General features: G+C 64.5%; 18 protein-coding genes. 3 read left to right on the top strand and 15 right to left on the bottom strand.

Features of this window, described 5'->3' with window-relative positions; genetic code table 11:
- Position 1: 1 nt before the first annotated feature.
- From E4P29_RS20395 to mftE, 12 genes are all read right to left on the bottom strand, one after another.
- Entirely contained in the window at positions 2 to 1,618 is a 1,617-nt protein-coding gene (locus E4P29_RS20395) for an AMP-binding protein (RefSeq protein WP_209205477.1), read from the bottom strand.
- Between the two features lie 52 nt (positions 1,619 to 1,670).
- A complete protein-coding gene (gene eutC / locus E4P29_RS20390; protein ID WP_135046965.1) occupies positions 1,671 to 2,462 on the bottom strand; it encodes an ethanolamine ammonia-lyase subunit EutC in 792 nt (263 codons plus the stop codon).
- Entirely contained in the window at positions 2,459 to 3,871 is a 1,413-nt protein-coding gene (locus tag E4P29_RS20385; protein WP_135046964.1) for an ethanolamine ammonia-lyase subunit EutB, read from the bottom strand. Before E4P29_RS20385 ends, eutC begins: the two co-directional genes overlap by 4 nt.
- Entirely contained in the window at positions 3,868 to 5,322 is a 1,455-nt protein-coding gene (gene eat, locus E4P29_RS20380; protein ID WP_135046963.1) for an ethanolamine permease, read from the bottom strand. The genes E4P29_RS20385 and eat overlap by 4 nt, the downstream gene beginning before the upstream one ends.
- A 121-nt stretch (positions 5,323 to 5,443) precedes the next feature.
- Entirely contained in the window at positions 5,444 to 6,427 is a 984-nt protein-coding gene (locus E4P29_RS20375) for a cation transporter (protein WP_135046962.1), read from the bottom strand.
- Between the two features lie 84 nt (positions 6,428 to 6,511).
- A complete protein-coding gene (locus tag E4P29_RS20370; RefSeq protein WP_209205476.1) occupies positions 6,512 to 7,051 on the bottom strand; it encodes a DUF779 domain-containing protein in 540 nt (179 codons plus the stop codon).
- Positions 7,051 to 8,574: an aldehyde dehydrogenase family protein gene (locus E4P29_RS20365; protein WP_135046961.1), complete on the bottom strand. Its 1,524-nt coding sequence runs from the start codon at positions 8,572 to 8,574 to the stop codon at positions 7,051 to 7,053. The genes E4P29_RS20370 and E4P29_RS20365 overlap by 1 nt, the downstream gene beginning before the upstream one ends.
- Before the next feature lie 121 nt (positions 8,575 to 8,695).
- Entirely contained in the window at positions 8,696 to 9,991 is a 1,296-nt protein-coding gene (locus tag E4P29_RS20360) for a transcriptional regulator (RefSeq protein ID WP_027496283.1), read from the bottom strand.
- Between the two features lie 109 nt (positions 9,992 to 10,100).
- Complete coding sequence (locus E4P29_RS26015; RefSeq protein WP_167326762.1) at positions 10,101 to 10,238, bottom strand: hypothetical protein; 138 nt, start codon at positions 10,236 to 10,238, stop codon at positions 10,101 to 10,103.
- 57 nt (positions 10,239 to 10,295) lie between these two features.
- A complete protein-coding gene (gene mftG / locus E4P29_RS20355) occupies positions 10,296 to 11,789 on the bottom strand; it encodes a mycofactocin system GMC family oxidoreductase MftG (protein ID WP_245154430.1) in 1,494 nt (497 codons plus the stop codon).
- 81 nt (positions 11,790 to 11,870) lie between these two features.
- Positions 11,871 to 13,268 (bottom strand): mycofactocin biosynthesis glycosyltransferase MftF, encoded by a 1,398-nt coding sequence (gene mftF, locus E4P29_RS20350; protein ID WP_135046960.1) that lies wholly within the window; start codon positions 13,266 to 13,268, stop codon positions 11,871 to 11,873.
- Between the two features lie 126 nt (positions 13,269 to 13,394).
- Positions 13,395 to 14,081 (bottom strand): mycofactocin biosynthesis peptidyl-dipeptidase MftE, encoded by a 687-nt coding sequence (mftE, locus tag E4P29_RS20345; protein WP_135046959.1) that lies wholly within the window; start codon positions 14,079 to 14,081, stop codon positions 13,395 to 13,397.
- A 70-nt stretch (positions 14,082 to 14,151) separates the two neighbouring features.
- On the opposite strand from mftE, the gene E4P29_RS20340 reads away from it, so the two are divergent.
- From E4P29_RS20340 to E4P29_RS20330, 3 genes are all read left to right on the top strand, one after another.
- Positions 14,152 to 14,877: a GntR family transcriptional regulator gene (locus E4P29_RS20340; RefSeq protein WP_135046958.1), complete on the top strand. Its 726-nt coding sequence runs from the start codon at positions 14,152 to 14,154 to the stop codon at positions 14,875 to 14,877.
- Between the two features lie 94 nt (positions 14,878 to 14,971).
- Positions 14,972 to 16,525 carry an NCS1 family nucleobase:cation symporter-1 gene (locus E4P29_RS20335; protein ID WP_135046957.1) on the top strand — a complete coding sequence of 518 codons (1,554 nt, stop codon included), beginning with the start codon at positions 14,972 to 14,974 and terminating at the stop codon, positions 16,523 to 16,525.
- A 10-nt stretch (positions 16,526 to 16,535) separates the two neighbouring features.
- Entirely contained in the window at positions 16,536 to 17,267 is a 732-nt protein-coding gene (locus E4P29_RS20330; protein WP_135046956.1) for an aspartate/glutamate racemase family protein, read from the top strand.
- On the opposite strand, the gene mftD (E4P29_RS20325) is transcribed toward E4P29_RS20330, so the two are convergent.
- Genes mftD (E4P29_RS20325) through mftC form a run of 3 tightly spaced genes read right to left on the bottom strand, consistent with a single transcriptional unit; the run spans position 17,231 to position 20,915 of the window.
- On the bottom strand, positions 17,231 to 18,505 hold the full coding sequence (gene mftD, locus E4P29_RS20325; protein WP_135046955.1) for a pre-mycofactocin synthase MftD: 1,275 nt from the start codon (positions 18,503 to 18,505) through the stop codon (positions 17,231 to 17,233). The genes E4P29_RS20330 and mftD (E4P29_RS20325) overlap by 37 nt on opposite strands.
- Positions 18,502 to 19,680: a pre-mycofactocin synthase MftD gene (gene mftD / locus E4P29_RS20320; RefSeq protein ID WP_135046954.1), complete on the bottom strand. Its 1,179-nt coding sequence runs from the start codon at positions 19,678 to 19,680 to the stop codon at positions 18,502 to 18,504. The genes mftD (E4P29_RS20325) and mftD (E4P29_RS20320) overlap by 4 nt, the downstream gene beginning before the upstream one ends.
- A gap of 2 nt (positions 19,681 to 19,682) precedes the next feature.
- Positions 19,683 to 20,915 carry a mycofactocin radical SAM maturase gene (gene mftC, locus E4P29_RS20315; RefSeq protein WP_135046953.1) on the bottom strand — a complete coding sequence of 411 codons (1,233 nt, stop codon included), beginning with the start codon at positions 20,913 to 20,915 and terminating at the stop codon, positions 19,683 to 19,685.
- Positions 20,916 to 20,922 lie beyond the last annotated feature (7 nt).

The following is a 20,922-nucleotide window of genomic DNA, read 5'->3' as shown; positions in this document are numbered from 1 at the left end:
TTCAGATCAAACCGAGCGCGCGTTCACGCATCTCGACCTTGCGCACCTTGCCGGTGACGGTCATCGGGAACTCGTCGACCACGTGCACGTAGCGCGGGATCTTGTAGTGTGCCAGCCGACCGTCACAGAATGACCGTATCGCGGCCGAATCGAGCGGCGCAGCATCGTCTTTCATCCTGATCCACACCATCAATTCCTCGCCGTACTTCTCGTCGGGCACACCGATCACCTGAGCGTCGAGGATGTCGGGGTGCGTGAAGAGAAACTCTTCGACCTCGCGGGGATAGATGTTCTCACCGCCGCGAATCACCATGTCCTTGATACGCCCGGTGATCGCGACGTAGCCGTTACCGTCCATGACCCCGATGTCGCCGGTGTGCATCCACCCGTCGCTGTCGATCGCCTCCGCGGTCTTGTCGGGCTGCTCCCAGTAACCGATCATCACCGAGTAGCCACGGGTGCACAGTTCACCCGCTTCACCTCGAGGCACCGTCTCACCGAGAACCGGGTCGACGATCTTCACCTCCAGATGAGGCCCTACTCGGCCCACTGTCGACACGCGCTGCTCGATCGAATCGTCGCTGCGAGTCTGCAACGACACCGGCGACGTCTCGGTCATGCCGTAACAGATGGACACCTCGGTCATTCCCATGCGTTCGATGACCTGCTTCATCACCTCGGTGGGACACGGTGATCCAGCCATGATTCCGGTACGGAGGCTGCTCAGATCGAATTCGCCGATGTTCTCCAGTGCCAACTCGGCGATGAACATGGTCGGTACGCCGTAGAGCGAGGTGCACTTCTCATCGGCCACGGCCGTCAAGGTCGCCACCGGGTCGAACGCGGGACCGGGGATGACCATCGTTGCTCCGTGCGACGTGCACGCGAGATTGCCCATCACCATGCCGAAGCAATGGTAGAACGGCACCGGAATGCAGACCCTGTCGTTCTCGGTGTAATGGCACAGCTCGCCGACGAAGAAGCCGTTGTTCAGTATGTTGCGATGACTGAGCGTCGCACCCTTCGGGAAACCCGTTGTACCCGAGGTGTATTGGATGTTGATCGCGTCGTCCGGGCGAAGTGTGCTCGACACGTCGGCGACCATCTGCGGAGTCTTCGCCAACGCTCGGTGCCCTCGATCGGTCATTGCTTCCCACTGGATGCTCCCGATGAAGAGGACCTCGCGCAGAGTTGTCACCTCCGGTCGCACCTCGTCGATCATGGCGGTGTAGTCGGACCCTTTGAACTCGGTGGCCGACAACAGCACCGATACACCCGCCTGTCTCAACACGAACTGCAGCTCGTGCGAGCGGTACGCCGGATTGATGTTGACCAGAATCGCCCCGATCTCCGCCGTCGCATATTGCGCCAGCGTCCATTCGGGGCAGTTCGGTGCCCAGATCCCTACTCGATCGCCTACGTGCACACCGGCCACGAGGAGCCCCGCCGCCAACAACTCGACGTCCGCCGCGAACTCCGAGTAGGTCCACCGCCTGCCCGATGCGACATCGACGAGGGCATCGCGATCGGCGTGCCGCTCGACGGTGCGATGCAGGTTTCGGCCGATCGTGTCGTCGAGTATCGCTGTGTCCGAAGCGCCGCGGGCGTAACTGTCCATGAGCCTCACGGTAGTGATGCCGGTCACGGCCGGCCACCCCCGAATGGGGGTCCTACTCCAGCGTGATGACGTCCGCGGCCTCGAGCACCTCGGCGCGCGAAGTGTCCTTGAGCGCGACGCCGGACCGTCCGAGCTTCCTGGCTCCGGCCAGCAGACCTGCCACGATGCGGGCCGACTGCGCGTACCCCTGACCCTCGGGCGGGTGGATGTTGGAGATGCAGTTGCGATCGGCGTCGGTACGACCGGGCTTGGGGAGGTGCGTCAAGTAGATGCCGAGACTGTCCGCGACGGACAGGCCGGGTCGCTCCCCGATGAGAACCAGTACCGTCCGCACTCCCATCGCCGCCGCGATGTGATCACCGAGCGCCACTCGGGCCTCGGTCGCAACGACCGGAGCAGCAATCGAATACCGTTCGGCAAGTTCGGTTTTCAACGCTTCCACCATGGCGACACCGTGATCGGCCAGGGCCCGGGGAGACAATCCGTCGCTCAGCACGATGCCTATCTCGTCCTCCGAATGTGCAATCGCCGACAGGTCCTTCGGCTGACGACCCAGGTCCGGACGACGCAGATACTCGGCCCGGCTCGTGGCCAGCGACGTCACCACCGACGGTGTACCGAGCCCCACCTCCTCCACCTGACGCACGAACTCGTCGACCTCGAGTGGCATATGCACCGCATCTCGGGCGGCGGCGTGCGCCGAGCGAAACTCGAGCACCCGCGTGGTCGGCAACGAATCGCCGATGCGCCCCAGACCGATCCGAGCTTGGGTACTCGCCCGCAACTCACCCCAGAACTCTGCCTCGGGTCGTTCCGCGGGCACTGCTCCTGATGTGTCTGTCATTGCGCACTCATCAAAGCCCGCAGCGGCGATCCCGCGGCATCGACGTCGAGAACTCGACCGTCGGCGTCCGCCATCCCCAGTCGCGAGAGCCACGACTCGAATTCCGGGGCGGGCCGCAGACCGAGGACCTGTCGCACGTAGAGCACATCGTGGAAGCTCAGGGACTGGTAGCCGAGCATGACGTCATCGGCTCCCGGCACTGCGATGACGAACGCGACGCCGGCCGCGCCGAGCAACGTCAGCAACGTGTCCATGTCGTCCTGATCGGCCTCGGCGTGATTGGTGTAGCAGACGTCCACTCCCATCGGCAGTCCGAGGAGCTTGCCGCAGAAGTGATCTTCGAGGCCTGCCCTGATGATCTGCTTGCCGTCGTACAGGTACTCCGGCCCGATGAATCCGACGACGGTGTTGATCAGCAGCGGCTCGAGATCGCGGGCTACGGCGTACGCACGCGTCTCGAGGGTCTGCTGATCGACGGGCCGGTCGCCGGTGCCGATGTGCGCTCCCGCCGACAGCGCCGAACCCTGACCCGTTTCGAGATACATGACGTTGTTCCCGACGGTTCCGCGGTGCAGCGATCTACCCGCCTCGTTGGCCTCACGGAGCAACGGAATGTTCACGCCGAAGCTCGAATTGGCACCCTCTGTGCCCGCGATGGACTGGAACACCAGATCGACCGGAACTCCCTTGTCGATCAATTCCATCGTCGTCGTCACGTGCGAGAGCACACAGGACTGCGTCGGTATCTCGAAGCGCTGCCGAATCTCGTCGAGCAGATGCAGCAGGTCGGCGGTGGCCTGAGGTGAGTCGGTCGCGGGATTGATCCCGATGACCGCGTCACCCGACCCGAGGAGCAGCCCGTCGAGTGTGGCCGCGGCGATGCCACGCGGGTCGTCCGTCGGGTGGTTGGGTTGCAGACGGGTAGTGAGAGTTCCGGGTAGGCCGATCGTCGTCCGGAACGCCGACGTCACCTGCGCGGCCCGAGACACCGCGATCAGATCTTGATTCCGCATGATCTTGCTGACCGCCGCGACCATCTCGGGTGTCAGTCCGGCCGCGACCGATCGCAGTGTCGCGGCCGCATCGGGCCCCGCGGTCACCTGCAGCAGCCAATCCCGTAGACCTCCCACGGTCAGGTGCGAGACGGCCCCGAACGCGATGCGGTCGTGCGAATCGATGATGAGCCTGGTGACCTCGTCGGTTTCGTACGGAACGAGCAGATCGTGCAGGAAGACATCGAGGGAGACCTCCGACAACGCCCACTGCGCGGCAGCCCGTTCGGCATCGGATTCGGCCGCGCAGCCGGCCAATTCGTCACCCGATCGCAGCGGCGTCGCCTTGGCCATCAGGTCGACCAGACCGTCGAACGTGTAGGTGGTCCCGGATACCTGCTGGGTGTAGATCGTCATTCCAGTTCGGCCTCGGCCTCGGCCAGTGCGGCGAACTCCTCGTCGGGCGAGTTGGCGACCAGATGATGTCTGCTGTAGATGCCGAAGTAGGCCATGAACGCGACGAACACTGCCAGACACCACAGTGCCGCAGTGGAATCGACGACGAAGGTGGCGACGACGGCGAGTGCTGCGACGACCAAGGCGAATCCGGTGGTGGCGATGCCGCCCGGCGTGCGGTAGGGGCGGTCCATGTTCGGCTCCCGACGGCGAAGCACGATGTGGCTGACCATCATCAGAACGTAACTCAGTGCCGCGCCGAACACGGCCATGTTAAGCAACATTCCGCCCTGGCCGGTCAGGGAGAGCAGGAAGCCGATGATGCCGGGCACGATCAATGCGAGAGTCGGGGCCTTACGAGAGTTGGTGATGGACAGTGTCTTCGGCAGGTACCCCGCGCGAGAGAGCGCGAAGAGCTGACGTGAGTACGCGTACATGATCGAGAAGAACGACGCGACCAGACCTGCCAGGCCGATGTAGTTGACGATCTTGCTCGCCGTGCCGTCACCGAGCGCCTCCACGAGAGGATTCCCGGATTCCTTGACGGCGTCGGCTCCGCCGGCACCGGTGACCAGGAACAGCACGACGGCACCGGTCACGAGCAGAACACCCATGGCGGCGATGATGCCGCGGGGCACGTTCTTGGTCGGATCCTTGGCCTCTTCGGCGGCGAGTGGGACGCCTTCGATGGCGAGGAAGAACCAGATGGCGAACGGAACTGCAGCCCAGATGCCGAGATACCCGAACGGTAGAAAGCCCGAGGCTCCGGCCGCGTCGGTCGGTGCGATGTCGGTGAGGTTGCTCGCGTCGAACTGCCCGATCGCGGCGACGGCGAACACGATGAGCCCCACCAACGCGATGCCGGTGATGACGAACATGATCTTCAGTGCCTCACCGGCCCCGGACAGGTGGATACCGATGAACAGTGCGTACACGAACAGGTAGACCCACCAGCCGTCGGTGATGCCGAACAGCCCGAGCGACTCGACGTAGGCACCGATGAACGTCGCGATTGCCGCAGGCGCGATGGCGTACTCGATGAGAATCGCTGTGCCGGTGGCGAATCCACCCCATGGCCCTAGCGCACGACGGGCAAAGGTGTAGCCGCCGCCTGCCGCGGGCAGTGCCGAGGACATCTCCGCCATCCCGAGAACCATGGCCAGGTACATGCCCGCGATGAGGATCGCGGCAATGAGCAGACCGCCGAAGCCGCCCTCGGCCAGGCCCAGGTTCCAGCCGGAGTAGTCGCCGGAGATGACGTAGCTGACACCGAGGCCGGCCAGCAGCACCCAACCCGCCGTCCCCTTCTTCAGAGTCCGCTTGGCCAGATAGTCACCGCCCTCGACATGAGCCGCAGTACTGTCGTGGGAACCGGACTTCGGGTGAGGCGACTGTGGATCTTTCACGGACATTGCAAGCCTCTCGTACCAGGTCACTCGCGAGGGGACGCCCATTCGGGTGTGTGGGGCGCGCGAACCGGTTCACGATAGGTCCGTGATGTAAGCGGGGTGTCATCGATGAATGACGGGCGAATTACGGCTGCTGTGCAACCGCATTCACATCACCGATATCTCCCTCGTCCGGTTCTGCGACTGTCAGTACTGCGTCCACCACAGCTCTGTTGGTTTCCAGCTCACGCTCCAGCCGCCGGAGCGTGTGCGCGATGCGTGATTCAGCGAAATCACCGACGAGATCGACACTCGCCACCACGTAGATCTGTTTGGGACCGACGAACTCGATGCGAACGAACCGGACCGACGCCACCTCGGGGAGTTGCTCGATTCGCTGTACTACCGCGTTCCATAATGCTCTCGATCCTGGCTCCCCGGTGAGGAATCGGCGGTTTCGATCGATCAACACGAACGCCACGATCCCGAGTAGAACGCCTACCAGAATCGAGCCGATGGCATCGAATGCCGCCGAACCGGTGAGTTGGTGCAAACCGATTCCCGCACCGGCGATCACGATGCCGATCAGAGCCGCGCTGTCCTCTGCGAACACTGCCCGCAGCGTCGGATCCGAGGTCTCCAACGCGTAATCGAGAAAGTCCTTGTCGTATTGCGCGGCCTCGCCGCGTATTTGCCGTACCGACTGCAGGAAGGACACGCCCTCGAGCAGAAAGGCGATGGCAAGCACGACGTAGGCGACGAGGTAGTTCTCACTGCTGGACTCGCCGGCAAGCAAAGAAGTGATGCCGTGCCACACCGACACCGCCGCGCCGGCGACGAACAAACCGATCGCGGCGAGCGTCGACCAGAAATACGTCTCTCGTCCGTACCCGAGCGGGCGGCGATCGTCGGGGCCGCGCGCCCCGCGCCGATTGGCGACGAGCAGGAAGATCTCGTTGCCGGTATCGGCCCAGGAGTGCGCGGCCTCGGCGACCATCGACGCAGACCCGGTGAACACCGCCGCGAACGTTTTGGCAATGGCTACACCGAGGTTGGCGACGAACGCGATCACCACTGTGCGCAGGCTGTCGCCGCCGTCACCGGCGGGCGGCTTCGATGAACTCTTCATCGTTCGCACTGTATGCGCTGCGCGCAGTGGTGCGGTTATGTGCCACAGGCGGCACATAACCGCACCACTGCGGCGCAGCCGCACTCAGCCCTGGAGCATCCCCGGCACAGGACAGGCGTCGACGGCCTCGGCGACCACGGGTGGGTCGTCGGGTACCGGCGGTCGTCGGCCCTCTTCCCAGTCGACTCCGACGAGGGGTGGATGCGCGGCGAGAAGTTCGTTCTCTTCCGCGGTGTAGGCGCGCCCTCGGCTCAGGAAACGAACTCCTTCGGGCGATTCGAGCGAGAATCCGCCGCCGCGACCCGGCACCACGTCGAGTACGAGTTGGGTGTGCTTCCACGCCTGGAATTGCGAACCCGAGATCCACACGGGCACACCGTCGACACCCTCGGGAAGGTCCTGGGCGATCTCGCCCACTCCGAGTCTGAGGTCGATGTACCCGAGCAGAACGTCGCGATCGCCGACGATGAATTCGCCTGCGGGATAACACATCGGCGACGAGCCGTCACAGCATCCGCCGGACTGATGCATCATCAGTTCGCCGTGGATACCGCCGAGGCGACGGAGAAGATCCATCGCCTCGGCGGTTGTCTTCAGCCGCGCGGGCGGCCGAGCGTTCTCCATCAGAAGAAGCCCTGCGCCTTCTGGGCGTAGCTCACGAGCAGGTTCTTGGTCTGCTGGTAGTGATCGAGCATCATCTTGTGGTTCTCGCGACCGATACCCGACTGCTTGTATCCGCCGAACGCGGCGTGCGCGGGGTACTGGTGGTAGGTGTTGGTCCACACTCGGCCGGCCTTGATGTCGCGGCCCGCCCGGTAGGCAACGCCGCCGTCGCGGGACCAGACGCCTGCGCCCAGTCCGTAGAGGGTGTCGTTGGCGATGTCGATGGCGTCGTCGTAGTCCTTGAACGACGTCACCGACACGACCGGTCCGAAGATCTCTTCCTGGAAGATGCGCATGTCGTTCTTGCCCGTGAAGATCGTCGGCTGCACGTAGTAACCACCGTTGAGGTCGCCGCCGAGCTGTGCGCGTTCGCCGCCGGTGACGACCTGTGCGCCCTCGCCCTTGCCGATCTCGATGTACGAGAGGATCTTCTCGAGCTGATCGTTGGACGCCTGGGCACCGATCATGGTCTCGGTGTCGAGCGGATCACCCTGCCGCACAGCCTTCGTGCGGATCGCGGCCAGTGCGAGGAACTCGTCGAAGATGTCCGCCTGGATCAACGAACGCGACGGGCAGGTGCACACCTCGCCCTGGTTCAGGGCGAACATCGTGAAGCCTTCGAGGGCCTTGTCCTGGTAGTCGTCGTTGGCCTGGAGCACGTCGGAGAAAAAGACGTTGGGGCTCTTGCCACCGAGTTCGAGCGTGACCGGGATCAGGTTCTGCGACGCGTACTGCATGATCAGGCGGCCGGTGGTGGTCTCGCCGGTGAAGGCGATCTTGGCGATGCGCGGGCTCGACGCCAGCGGCTTTCCTGCCTCCACACCGAATCCGTTGACGATGTTGATCACGCCCGGGGGCAGGAGGTCGCCGATGATCGAGATCAGGTGCAGGATCGAGGCGGGAGTCTGCTCGGCGGGCTTGAGCACCACGGCGTTACCGGCAGCGAGCGCGGGCGCGAGCTTCCAGACGGCCATGAGAATGGGGAAGTTCCACGGAATGATCTGTCCGACGACGCCCAGCGGCTCGTGGAAGTGGTAAGCGACTGTGTCGCTGTCGATCTCGGACAGTGAGCCTTCCTGCGCACGGATGCAGCCGGCGAAGTACCGGAAGTGATCCACCGCGAGGGGGATGTCGGCGTTGAGGGTCTCGCGGATCGGCTTGCCGTTGTCCCAGGACTCGGCCAGAGCGATCGACTCGAGGTTCTCGGCGATACGGTCGGCGATCTTGTTGAGGATCACGGCGCGTTCGGCCGCAGACGTCTTGCCCCAGGCCGGAGCGGCGGCGTGCGCAGCATCGAGGGCGAGTTCGATGTCCTCGGACGTGGAACGGGCGACCTCGCAGAAGTTCTCACCGGTGACCGGAGTCGGGTTCTCGAAGTACTGGCCCTTGACCGGTGGCACCCATTCGCCGCCGATCCAGTTGTCGTAGCGAGCCTGGAACGACATGACGGAATCGGCGGTACCTGGACGGGCATAGACGGACATTGAAAATCCTCCTGATCGACACGTGCTGCACTGCTGATGCGGTGTGTGATTCAGGACACTAGGGGGTGCAACGTTGCAACTACGTTGCCGTCACTCCGACGGCACCGCCGCGACGGGTGCGTCAGACTCCGAGATCGCGGTCGAGGAGATCGATACGTGCGCTGACCTGGCCGTAGAGCGCGGAATCGCGGCTCAGCGTGGCGCGATAGGCCTCCCATGCGATCACGTCGGATCGACCGTGAATGGAGGAGGTCCACTGGGCGAGCAACACCGGATCCCCCAGCCGCAACAGTGCAGCCTGCATACGAGACCGCAATTCTTCGCGAATCTCCTCGATGCCGGGTGCGGACGAGCCGGGCAACACCGGTCCGGTGTAGATCCGCAGAGCCGCCTCGACGTCGCCGCGGTCCAGGGCACGTCGGATGTCGCCGACATCGGAGGACAACTCGCCGACCAATCGATACGGCCGGGATGCGAGGCCTGCGGTGCCGAAAGACTTACGCAGCCGCGACATCTCTGCGCGGATGGTCACCGAGTCCAGTTCCTGCTCGTCGAGCAGGACGGCGAGATGGTCCGAACTGAGCCCCTCCGGATGATCGCCGAGCAACAGCAGTATCTCGGCGTGCCGTTGAGACAGAGGTGTTCGGCCGGAGCCGCGTACCACTCCGGGCCGGCCGGATCCGAGGACCTCGAGACGAGGAGCGGTATCGCCCAACGATTTCGGCGAGTTCAACAGGTGCAGACGTAACTCGGACTCGGCGGCTGCGACGGTGGCCCGCACCAGCGAGAGCACCTCGGGTACGGCCACCCGCGGCCCGCCGGTGATGTCGATGGCTCCGAGGATGTGGCCGCTGGTGGGGTGATGCACCGGTGCTGCCGAGCAACTCCATTCGTGGACCGATCGCGAGAAGTGCTCGGACGCGAAGATCTGCACGCTGTGATCGACGGCGAGTGCCGTTCCCGGCGCGTTGGTCCCCTTGCTCTCCTCGCTCCAGTCGACACCTTCGGCGAAATCCATCGTCAGCGCGCGGTCCTTGGCCGAGGAATCGCCCTCGACCCACAACAGGCGGCCCTCCGCGTCCGAGATTGCGACGAGCAGACCGGTGTCGGAGGCGTCCTCGACGAGCAGTTTGCGAATCACCGGGCGGATGAGTGCCATCGGATGCCCATTGCGGTAGCGGTCGAGGTCCGGACCACTCAGGGCCGGTGCCTGACTACCACCGTCCGGGTCGACACCCTTGGTTCGACTTCGCATCCACGAGTCGAGCACGACGGACCGCACCGCCGAGCCGTGTGTACGGATGTCGTCGACGAAAGATTGATGGGCACTGGACATTTGGCGCGCCAGCACAGTGACATCCTCACCGGGGCGCACTGCGACCCAGGGGTTGCCGCCACTGTCCGATCGGCTTGCCATTCGACGCTTCCTCCGTGACCTGTCCACATCGTTGTAACCCAGCTCACAGGCAAGGATACAGCCGCTGTCGACGGGTGCGACCGGGGCCGGTCCCGTCGACGACGACCGGCTACTTCTTCTTGACGGCGGAGGTGATGATGTCGTTGCTGGTGTCTCCACTCGACTTCGCTCGCTTGTCGGCGCGCTTGTCCTTGAGTGATTTGCCGGATTTCTTGGTCATCGTGTTGCGGGGCGATTTGTCCGACATGGCAGAAACCCATCTGTTGGGGAACCTGAACGGTCCCCAGACCACGAACGCTACGCCTTACGCGCCGCGATCGTGCCGATCGATCAGCGCCGCGGCCCGCTCGGCGAACATGACGGCCGTTGCGTGGGGCCCTCTGCTGGGCACTACCGGGAACGCCGAGGTGTCGATGACGTACACGCCGTCGACCCCACGCACCCGACAATGGTCGTCCAGAACCGACCCCGGATCCGATTCGGGCCCCATTCGGGCGCTCCCGGACAGGTGCAACGACGTACCGAGTGGCGCGAGCGGATCGGCGATGGCGGGGACGTCCACGGCCGACGCCATGGCCGGGGATCGGAGCAGATCCACGGCGAGTTCGACCCCGTCTCGCATCGCCCGACGGTCCTGTTCCGATTCGAGGTAGTGGTAGTTCACCGCGGGAGGAGTGAACGCGTCCGCCGTGCGCAACGTGATGCGTCCTCGCGCGGTCGAACGCATCAGACCGACGCCGAACGAGTGCGGCCCCACGTCCAGTCCGGGTATCAATTCGTCGAACCGCCTCGTGTACGGCCGGATTTCCACGTCGCCCGCATGCAGCACCGCCTCGAGCGGACACGACAACCGATCATCGGGGCAATGTTCGGGGGAACGTTTCGGAACGAGGGGAACGGCGACCTCGGGGTGGTCGGAGAATCCGCGACCCACACCCGGACTGTCGACCACCATCGAGATACCCAGCGGGACAAGATTTTCGGGGTCACCGATACCCGACCGCATCAGCAGCGCGGGCGTGTGCACGGACCCGGCCGCCACGATCACGGTATCGGCTCGGACGATTCTGCGCACTCCGCCGACAACGATCTCCACCCCGATCACTTTGCTGCCCTTGAACTTCAACGACACGACTGTCGTATCACCCTGAACACGAAGGTTGGTCCGGTCGGCATTCGGCAGGAGGTATGCCCGGGCCGCGCTCACCCGTGTCCCGCCCAGAACGTTCGAGGGAACAGCACCGACCCCGCCCGCCCCCGCATCGGGAGCGTTCAGGTCCTCGCGATAGCCGATCCCGGCGTTCGTCGCCGAGTCCACGAACGCGGCCGTCAGCCGATGCCAGGCCCGCGCGGGTGGTCGGGTGATCGGCATCGGCCCGTCCGATCCGTGCCATCGACGGTCGACGCCGGTACCGCCGGCGGCATCGATGTCGAGATCGGTCTCGGAACGACGAAAGAACGGCAGCACCTGATCGAACGACCAGTTCGATTGTGGCCACGCCTCGAAGTCGGCGGGGATCGCCCGGACGAAGTAGCCACCGTTGACGGCACCGGATCCACCGAGCACTCGGCCTCGCGTCACCGTGCGCGTGACGTCGCGGGTGAGTTCGGCGGTGTAGCGGCCCACCCACCGGCTGTCCGGACCGATGGGGAGCGTCGTCGAGTCGCCCAGGCTGCGCGGAATGTCGTCGACCCCCGCAGATGCCGGCCCGGCTTCGAGCAGCAAAACTGAGCGGTCGGGATTCTCGCTCAGTCGCGCCGCGACAACGCAGCCGCACGACCCACCCCCGACGACGATGACGTCGGCGTTGGCGTTGGCGTTGGCGTTGGCGTCGAGTGGACTCCCCTCATCGTCGGCCCGGCTTTCCAGGCGCACGGGTCAGCCGTCCAGGCGGGGCTTCAACGCCTCGATGGAACGAGCCGACAGCGCGCCGCTCCACAGCCCGGTTCCGTACGCGATGTCGTCGGCGCGTTTGAAGAAGATGTACCGAATCGGATCGAGCCCGCCCAGTTCGCGATGCTTGTACCAATCCGAACACGCCTCTGCCACAGCCATACCGAGCGCGATTTTCCGAATACGGCTGGACAACAACACCGCGAGCAACGTGATCGGCCAATAGTGTCGACACAGCGCCGAGGCAAGTTGCCACAACCCCGCCACGAAGCCCTCGGCGGCGAGAACGGCCGCGATGCGGGTGGGCTGATCGAGGCCGACGAACATCTTGCGCAACCGAACGACCGTGACGCCGAAGCTGGCCAGGGCACCGAGCACACCGATACGCGTCAGGCAGGCGGCGAGAAGACAGGTCACCAAAGTCCACGGCGACATCGCAATCGGCGGCACCATGCCCGGATGACGCGCGGACAACGGCGTGGCACCGGTGCCGTAGAACAGTTTGCGGGCGAACCACTCGACGAAGTCGACGCGGTGCTCGTGCGCCACGTGAGCGACGGGCTCGTAGCGCAGTCGCCAGCCCGCCTCCTGCAGACGCCAGCACAGATCGACGTCCTCGGCCACGTGCATCGACTCGTCGAACCCGTGGCATTCCACCGCAGCAGACCGGCGAAGCAACATCGCGGCGCTGGGTACGTACGACACCGCGCTCCCTGCGCGCACTGCTGCTTCCTTGCGTCCGAGGTCGAGCGAGGAGCGGGCGTGCTCGTATCGGGCCAGTGCGCTGCCCTCGGGCTCGAGGGCGACGATTCGGGGTGCCACCAAGCCCACCGCCGGATCCGAGAAGTGCCCGAGCATGACCTCGAGCCACCCCTTGCGCGGCACCACATCCGAATCCAGAAAGGCTACGAAATCCGTTGTAGCACAACGTAATCCAGTGTTGCGAGCGGCAGCCGGCCCGCGTGAGGTCTCGTGCCGCAGCACGGTCACGCTACCCACGCTCCACGACACCGCAGGAACCGCCACCGGGATGTCGGAGCCGTCGTCGACGATGATCACGTGCATCCCGTGCATCGCCGTGATCAGCCGCGCGAGCCCGGCCTCGTTGTTCTTCAGCGGCACCACGACGGTGACATCGCTGGGCGACGGGATGGACATGGGCCGCGGGTTGCCCACCCCCGAGTCGAGCAGTTTGCGCGCCACGAGGGCGGACTGCGAGTCGGTCACCTCGATGAAACCGTCACCGATCATCGCCGCTGCCGTCGGTGCCAACGTGAGCATCCGCATCGGTGAACCACCGATCAGAACGCGTCCCTCGGAGAATGTGCGTACGCGTGGATCCACTCGCACCCCGAAGCCGTCAGGCAACCGACCTTCACCCATCAGGGCATCGTAAGCGGACAAACCGTCGGTGTGTCGGCCACCCGGTAAATCGGTCGGAACATACCTGCTCCCCGTTTCGGTTCGAGGCCTCGAACAGGCTTTCCGCCGGTTCTGTACCGCGCTCGCTCACACGATGACGCCGTGCGGGGACGGACTCCATCTCCGCACCGCACCCAGCACGCGTTCCCGCAGTTGCTCGAAAATGAGCCGTCCCTCCTCGGCGGTGGCCCCGAGGGGATCGCCGAGCACACCGTTGGCCGTGACCGGGGCCAGGCCACCGGCGCGCAGCTCGGGCAGTAGAGCCGCGATCTCGGTGGTGTTTCCCGGTGCCGCTTTCGTCATGTCGACCACATCGGCCGAAAGATGCAGCAGCAGCGATGTTTCGGTGCGTCCGGCATGCGCGTCCGCTCCCGGCACCGAGCACGGGAACCACACGACGTCGCGCCCCTCGTAACGCAACAACGTCACCGCCGAGCGCAGGGTGGGGCCGTTGCCGCCGTGGCCGTTGACGAAGACGACCTTCTCTGCCCACCGACACGCGGAGCGCCCGTACTCCACCAACAACGCCTCGAGCGCGGCGGATCCGATGGACACGGTGCCGACGAAACCCTCGTGCTCGCCGCTGGAGCCGTACGCCAGCGCGGGTGCCACGAGAGCGTTCGGAACGGTTCGCGCGACGGCGTCGGCGATGCGGGTATCGGTGTCGAGAGGCAGGTGCGGCCCGTGTTGCTCGAGCGAGCCGACCGGAACCACGAGGAGCTTGGGTCCGACGATGTCCGGCCAGTACTGGGTACCGAGGGTGTCCGTGGCCATGAGTGCAGATGCTATCGGACGGAACCGAGCCGTCACGCGGACGAAACACACGGCCGATAATCTTCGATTCGTGCCACCCCGCCGTCGGTCGATATTGCTCTCGCAATTGTCCATCTCGACACCGGGCGGCCCGCAGCCGACAATTCTGGACGAGCTCCGACGCGTCATCCTTGCCGGTGACGCTCCCCCGAATACACCCATTCCGATCGACGAAGTCGCGGAATTGTTCGGCGTGAGCCGCATTCCGGTACGCGAATCTCTGAAGACTCTGATAGGCGAGGGATTGGTCGACCATCGACCCAATCTCGGCTACCGGGTGGCACAGCTGACAGCGGCAGAACTGCGCGAGATGTACATCGTGCGTGAGGTTCTCGAAACTGCTGCACTTCCGATCGCGGTAGACCTGGCCACCGATTCCGATCGCGCGCATCTGATCGAGATCAACCGGCAGCTCGAGGCCTCGTTGACCGAGGACGACTCACGCGAGTACCACCGCCTCTCTCGCGAATTCCACCTGTCACTGACCCGGCCTTCGCGGATGCACCGACTCTTGCACATGCTCGAATCCGCCTGGAACATAACCGAACCCGTGCAACCGATGGTGCATGTCGCCGGATCGGATCGCGCGTCACTGCACGACGACCACGCCGACATGATCGCTGCCTTCCTCGATCGCGACTCCGACGCACTGTTGCGCGCTGCTCAGCACCATCACACGCGTCTCAATTCGGTCATTTCGACATTGTCGAACGATCACGGATTGTTCGCCGACCCACCCGCCGAAACACCCCGCTGAAGATATATCGCTCACGTCACGAGGGCGCAATACTTCGCCGCTAGCTTTTCCCCATTCACACGTTCCATTCATTGCCCGGCCGTCAGGAGCATCGATGACAGATACAGCGCACGGTCCCGCCCAAACGGGAGATCTCGTGGAAGCCGCGGGCCATCCCGTCGGCGGAGGCCTGATCAAGGACAGCTACGACCCGCGGTTGACCAACGAAGACCTCGCTCCGCTGAAGAAGCAGAGCTGGACCTCCTACAACCTGTTCGCTTTCTGGATGTCCGACGTGCACTCGGTGGGTGGCTACGTCACGGCCGGCAGCCTCTTCGCACTCGGGTTGGCGAGCTGGCAGGTGCTGATCGCGCTGCTCGTCGGCATCACCATCGTGTACTTCTTCTGCAACCTCGTCGCCAAGCCGAGCCAGGTCTCCGGGGTGCCCTACCCGGTGATCTGCCGCAGCGTGTTCGGAGTACTCGGTGCCAATATCCCCGCCATCATCCGCGGACTGATCGCCGTGGCCTGGTACGGCATCCAGACCTTCCTGGCATCGGCAGCGCTCGACATCGTGTTGATCAAGCTGTTCCCGTCATTGGCCCCGTACGCCGTCACCGCCGACTACGGCTTCGCCGGTCTGTCCCTGCTCGGTTGGGCCAGCTTCCTGTTCCTCTGGGTCGTCCAGGCAGCGGTCTTCTGGCGCGGCATGGAATCGATCCGCAAGTTCATCGACTTCTGCGGGCCCGCCGTCTACGTCGTGATGTTCATGCTGTGCGGCTACCTGATCTGGAAAGCCGGCTGGGGCGCAATCGATCTCAACCTCGGCGAGGTCGAGCACACGGGTCTGAGCTCGATTCCGGTGATGCTCGGAGCCATCGCACTCGTGGTCTCCTACTTCTCCGGCCCCATGCTCAACTTCGGCGACTTCTCCCGCTACGGCAAGTCCTACGCCGCGGTGAAGAAGGGCAACTTCCTCGGCCTCCCGGTCAACTTCCTGGTCTTCTCGATCCTGGTGGTCGTCACGGCGTCGTTGACGCTCCCCGTGTTCGGTGAGCTGATCACCGACCCGGTCGAGACCGTCGCTCGAATCGACAGCACCTTCGCCATCGTTCTCGGCGCACTGACGTTCACGATCGCCACCATCGGCATCAACATCGTCGCGAACTTCATCTCCCCTGCGTTCGACTTCTCCAACGTCAGCCCGCAGCGCATCAGCTGGCGCGCAGGCGGAATGATCGCCGCTATCGGGTCGGTGCTGATCACCCCGTGGAACCTGTACAACAACCCCGACGTCATCCACCTGACCCTCGAAACTCTGGGCGCATTCATCGGACCGTTGTTCGGCATTCTGATCGCCGACTACTACCTCGTCCGCAAGCAGAAGGTCGTCGTCGACGAACTGTTCTCGATGTCGACCACGGGTCTGTACTGGTACTCCAAGGGATACAACCCGGCCGCGGTGTACTCCACCATCGTCGGCGCGCTGGTGGCCATGTTCACCGTGCTGTTCAACGGAGCCATCGACGGCATGCAGATCGCCGGAATGTCGACGGCGTCCAAGTACAGCTGGTTCATCGGGTGCGGCATCGGATTCGCGATGTACTTCTATCTCGCAACGCGGACCAAGCTGGCCGTCACCAACTTCGACACTCCAGTGAAAGCATAGGATCTCGCACGTGCTCATCAAGGTCATCAATCCGAACACCACGAGTTCGATGACCGCAACGATCGGTGACTGTGCCCGGGCCGTAGTCGGCCCGGGCACGGTCGTCGATGCGGTCAGCCCATCCATGGGGCCGGTGTCGATCGAAAGCCATGTCGACGAAGCCCTCAGCGTCCCAGGCATTCTCGCCGAGATCGCCCGCGGTGAGGCCGCCGGGGTCGACGGCTACGTCATCGCCTGTTTCGGCGACCCGGGCATCGACGCGGCCAGGGAGCTCGCGTCGGGGCCCGTCATCGGGATCGCGGAGGCGGCCATGCATGCCGCGAGTTTTCTCGGCCGCGGTTTCAGCGTCGTCACCACACTCGGACGCACTATCGGACGGGCGCAGGATCTGGCGAACCACTACGGCTTCGGACGGCAGTGCCTCGGCATTCACGCGTGCGATCTGCCCGTCCTCGATCTCGAGACCGACCCCGACGCTCGCAAGATCGTCACCGAGGCCTGCCGCATCGCGGTGGAGACGGACGGCAGCGATGCCGTCGTGCTCGGTTGCGCAGGTATGGCCGACCTCTGCCAACATATTTCGGCTGAGATCGGCGTACCCGTCGTCGACGGGGTCGCAGCGGGAACGTTGTTCGTGCAGTCTCTCGTCACCCTGGGACTCGGCACCGGCAAGCGTGGCGAGTTCGCGGCTCCGCCGCCCAAGCGCTACACCGGCATGCTCGAGGGATTCAGCAGGTCTTGATCAGCTCCTCGGTTCTGTATTCCGAGCTCCGATCCGCTCTTTGCCAGGATGGTCGGATCTCCCGAACCGGGGAGCTGATCTGCCCGAGCGAAGTCGGGTGGTGTCACGACGTCGGAGGGTCCGAGAGTGTGTACCGATGCATGTCCGAGACCGAGGACCGCGGAGTCCAGGCCGCCGCGCAGAATGTCGAGCACGTTCTCCACCCCGGACTGACCGTTCGCCGCCAACCCCCACAGATACGCCCGCCCGATCAACACGGCCCGCGCACCGAGCGCCAGTGCTTTCGCCACATCACTTCCCCGCCTGATCCCACCGTCGAGGGTGATCTCCACCTGATCCCCCACCGCCTCGGCGATCGCCGGCAACATACGAATCGACGCTGGGGAACCGTCGAGATTGTTCCCACCGTGATTGGACACCGAGATCGCGGTGACACCGGCATCGACGGCCCGGAGCGCGTCGTCGACCCGCGAAATCCCCTTGAGCATGAACGGCCCATCCCACTGCTCGCGTAGCCACGCGATGTCCTCCCACGTGGGCAGCGGAGTGGACTTCCATTCCCGGTACGCGGCGAAGAACGTCGGCGCTGATTTTCCGGGCTCGGCGAGATTCGGTGCCGTCAGATCCGGGAACGTCCCCGACCGCGCCCACCGGGCGAGCCACCGTGGACGGACCAACCCTTCCGGAGCCAGCCGCAGCATCGCCCGCGCGTCGAGGCGTTCCGGTATTACCGGACTCCCCCAGTCCCGGCCCTCCGAGAACGACCAATCCATCGTGACGATCAGACCCACCGCACCGGCTGCACGTGCGCGATCGAGCATGTGCCCCAACAACTCCCGCGAAGCCACCCAATGCAGCTGAAAGAACGTCTGCGGATTCGCCGCCACGACCTCCTCGATGGGCTTGCTCGCGAACAACGACAACCCCATGGAAATACCGCGCGCCGCTGCAGCTCTGGCGACGGCGACCTCACCGTCCGGGTGCACGGCCTGCACACCCGTCGGGGAGATCATCACCGGGAACGAGAGCGGTTGCCCCATCAGCGTCGTCGACAGATCACGTGTGTCCGACAACCCCGCCACATGCGGAGCGAACCCGAGGTCGGCGAACGCGGCGGTGTTGTCCGAGGCGGTTATGCCGCGTTCGGATCCCGCCACCAGCGCCGAATACACAGACTTCGGTAATCGCTTCTTCGCGCGGCGTTCCGCTTCGGCGACAGTCTCGAACCACTCGCTCACACACCCAGCTTTCGGTCGAATCCGAGCGGCATGACCACATCCGACGGTGACAGGTCGTGCACCGAGGTGTGCCCGAGCCCCAGGACAGCGGAATCGACTCCGCCGCGCAGGATGTCGAGCACGTTTTCCACACCGGCCTGACCGCCCGCCGACAGACCCCACAGATACGCCCGCCCGATCAGAACCGCACGAGCACCCAACGCCAACGCCTTCACCACATCACTACCCCGCCGGATGCCACCGTCGAGGGTGATCTCGACCTGTTCGCCGACGGCCTCGGCGATCGCCGGCAACGCCCGGATCGGTGCCGGGGTGCCGTCGAGGTTGTTGCCACCGTGGTTGGACACCGAGATCGCCGTGCAGCCGGCGTCGACGGCCCGCTTGGCGTCGTCGACGCGCATCACACCCTTGAGCATGAACGGCCCACCCCACTGCTCCCGCAGCCATGCCACGTCCTCCCACGTCGGCAACGGAGTCCCCATCCATTCCCCGTACGCTCCGAAGAACGTCGGCGCAGGACCACCGGTCGGCGGGGTCAGGTTCGGGGTCGTCAGATCCGGGATCTTGCCGGTCTTGGCGAACTCCCACAACCACTTCGGACGCATGATGCCCTCGGGAGCGAATTGCACCATCGCCTTGAGGTCCATCTTCTCCGGGATCGACGGGCTACCCCAGTCGCGGCCGTTGGAGAACGACCAGTCCAGCGTCATGATCAACCCGACTGCTCCCGCGGCGCGGGCCCGCTCCATCCGCTGCAGCAATATTTCACGCGAACCCACCCAGTACATCTGGAAGAACGTCTGCGGATTCGCCGCAGCGACCTCCTCCACGGACTTGCTCGCGAACGAGGACAATCCGATCGGAATACCCCGCGCCGCAGCAGCTCTCGCCACCGCAACCTCACCGTCCGGATGCACTGCCTGCACACCCGTCGGCGAAATCATCACCGGAAACGACAGCGGCTGCCCCATCACCGTCGTCGACAGATCCCGCTTGTCCGACAACCCCGCCACATGCGGGGCGAACCCGAGCTCACCGAACGCCGACATGTTGTCGTCGATCGTCAACCCACGCTCGGAGCCTGCCACCAGCGCGGCATACACCGACTTCGGTAGACGCTTCTTCGCCCGCCGCTGCGCCTCGGCAACAGTCTCGAACCACGCACTCTTCGCCATGACTACGCTCCCTGTTCCATTCCTGCGAGCGGGTTTTCGTCGCAGATCTTCGTCGGTGGACGCATCATCAACGTCAACGGCACCGACTTACGGGGAGTCTTGCGCTGACCGGTACGCGAATGATCGACACTGGACTTGGGGATCTCCCCCGCCGCCGCCAACGCCATCTCACCGTTACCGATGACGCACTCGGGATCCGGACCGTCCATCGGCAGACCGGTGAAGAACTTCGCCGCCATGCACCCGCCGCGACACGCATCGAAATGGGCACACTTGGTGCAGGCACCCGAGGTTTGCGGTGAGCGGAGTTCCTGGAACAATTCCGAGGTCTGCCAGACGGTTTGGAATCCGCCCATACCGTCTGTCGCGTCTCGGACGATATTGCCCGCGAGGAAGTTCTCGTGGATGGCGAAGGGGCAGGCGTACACGTCGCCGATCGGGTCGATCAGACACACCACCCGCCCCGCACCACACAGGTTGAGCCCCGGCAGAGCGTCACCGAACGCCGAGAGGTGGAAGAACGAATCGCCCGTCAACACACCTTCCCCGTTGGCGACGAGCCAGTTGTACAACTCGCGCTGCTGACCGGCCGTGGGGTGCAGATCGTCCCATACGTCCGCACCTCGTCCCGACGGCCGCAGTCGTGTGATGCGCAGTGTCGCAGCGTATTTGTCGGCGAGAGCCTTGAAATCGTCGAGCTGACTGACGTTATGGCGAGTGACGACGACCGAGATCTTCGCATCCCGGAACCCGGCCTCCTTCAGATTCTCCAACGCCCGGCACGCCATATCGAACGACCCCGGACCACGCACCGCATCGTTGACCTCCGCCGTCGCCCCGTCGATGGAGATCTGCACATCGACGTAATCCGACGCCGCCAGGCGCGCCGCCACCTTCTTGTCGATCTTGACCCCGTTAGTGGAGAACTTCACCCCCACCTGATGCGCAGTCGCGTAGTCGACCAACTCCCAGAAGTCGCTGCGGACCGTCGGCTCACCGCCACCGATATTGACGTAGAACACCTGCATCTTCTGCAACTCGTCGATGATCGACTTGCACTGCTCGGTACTGAGCTCACGCGGATCGCGACGACCCGACGACGACAAACAATGCACACACGACAGATTGCAGGCGTAGGTCAACTCCCACGTCAAACAAATCGGAGCATCGAGACCGAGCTCGAACTGATCGACCAATTTCCCTACCGAAGCTGGTCTTTCGAGGGTGGAAGTCATAGGGGCC

Source organism: Rhodococcus sp. 1R11 (assembly GCF_004563845.1).
Lineage (GTDB): Bacteria > Actinomycetota > Actinomycetes > Mycobacteriales > Mycobacteriaceae > Rhodococcoides.
This window is presented reverse-complemented; position numbering and strand designations above follow the sequence as displayed.

Excerpts from the sequence above, each read along its gene's own strand:
- E4P29_RS20395 (WP_209205477.1), bottom strand. The coding sequence starts at position 1,618 with ATGGACAGTTACGCCCGCGGCGCTTCGGACACAGCGATACTCGACGAC.
- mftD (WP_135046954.1), bottom strand. The coding sequence starts at position 19,680 with ATGGCGAAGAGTGCGTGGTTCGAGACTGTTGCCGAGGCGCAGCGGCGG.
- E4P29_RS26015 (WP_167326762.1), bottom strand. The coding sequence starts at position 10,238 with ATGTCGGACAAATCGCCCCGCAACACGATGACCAAGAAATCCGGCAAA.
- eat (WP_135046963.1), bottom strand. The coding sequence starts at position 5,322 with ATGTCCGTGAAAGATCCACAGTCGCCTCACCCGAAGTCCGGTTCCCAC.
- E4P29_RS20360 (WP_027496283.1), bottom strand. The coding sequence starts at position 9,991 with ATGGCAAGCCGATCGGACAGTGGCGGCAACCCCTGGGTCGCAGTGCGC.
- E4P29_RS20335 (WP_135046957.1), top strand. The coding sequence starts at position 14,972 with ATGACAGATACAGCGCACGGTCCCGCCCAAACGGGAGATCTCGTGGAA.
- mftE (WP_135046959.1), bottom strand. The coding sequence starts at position 14,081 with ATGGCCACGGACACCCTCGGTACCCAGTACTGGCCGGACATCGTCGGA.
- eutC (WP_135046965.1), bottom strand. The coding sequence starts at position 2,462 with ATGACAGACACATCAGGAGCAGTGCCCGCGGAACGACCCGAGGCAGAG.
- E4P29_RS20365 (WP_135046961.1), bottom strand. The coding sequence starts at position 8,574 with ATGTCCGTCTATGCCCGTCCAGGTACCGCCGATTCCGTCATGTCGTTC.
- mftF (WP_135046960.1), bottom strand. The coding sequence starts at position 13,268 with ATGGGTGAAGGTCGGTTGCCTGACGGCTTCGGGGTGCGAGTGGATCCA.
- E4P29_RS20370 (WP_209205476.1), bottom strand. The coding sequence starts at position 7,051 with ATGGAGAACGCTCGGCCGCCCGCGCGGCTGAAGACAACCGCCGAGGCG.
- E4P29_RS20385 (WP_135046964.1), bottom strand. The coding sequence starts at position 3,871 with ATGACGATCTACACCCAGCAGGTATCCGGGACCACCTACACGTTCGAC.
- mftC (WP_135046953.1), bottom strand. The coding sequence starts at position 20,915 with ATGACTTCCACCCTCGAAAGACCAGCTTCGGTAGGGAAATTGGTCGAT.
- E4P29_RS20375 (WP_135046962.1), bottom strand. The coding sequence starts at position 6,427 with ATGAAGAGTTCATCGAAGCCGCCCGCCGGTGACGGCGGCGACAGCCTG.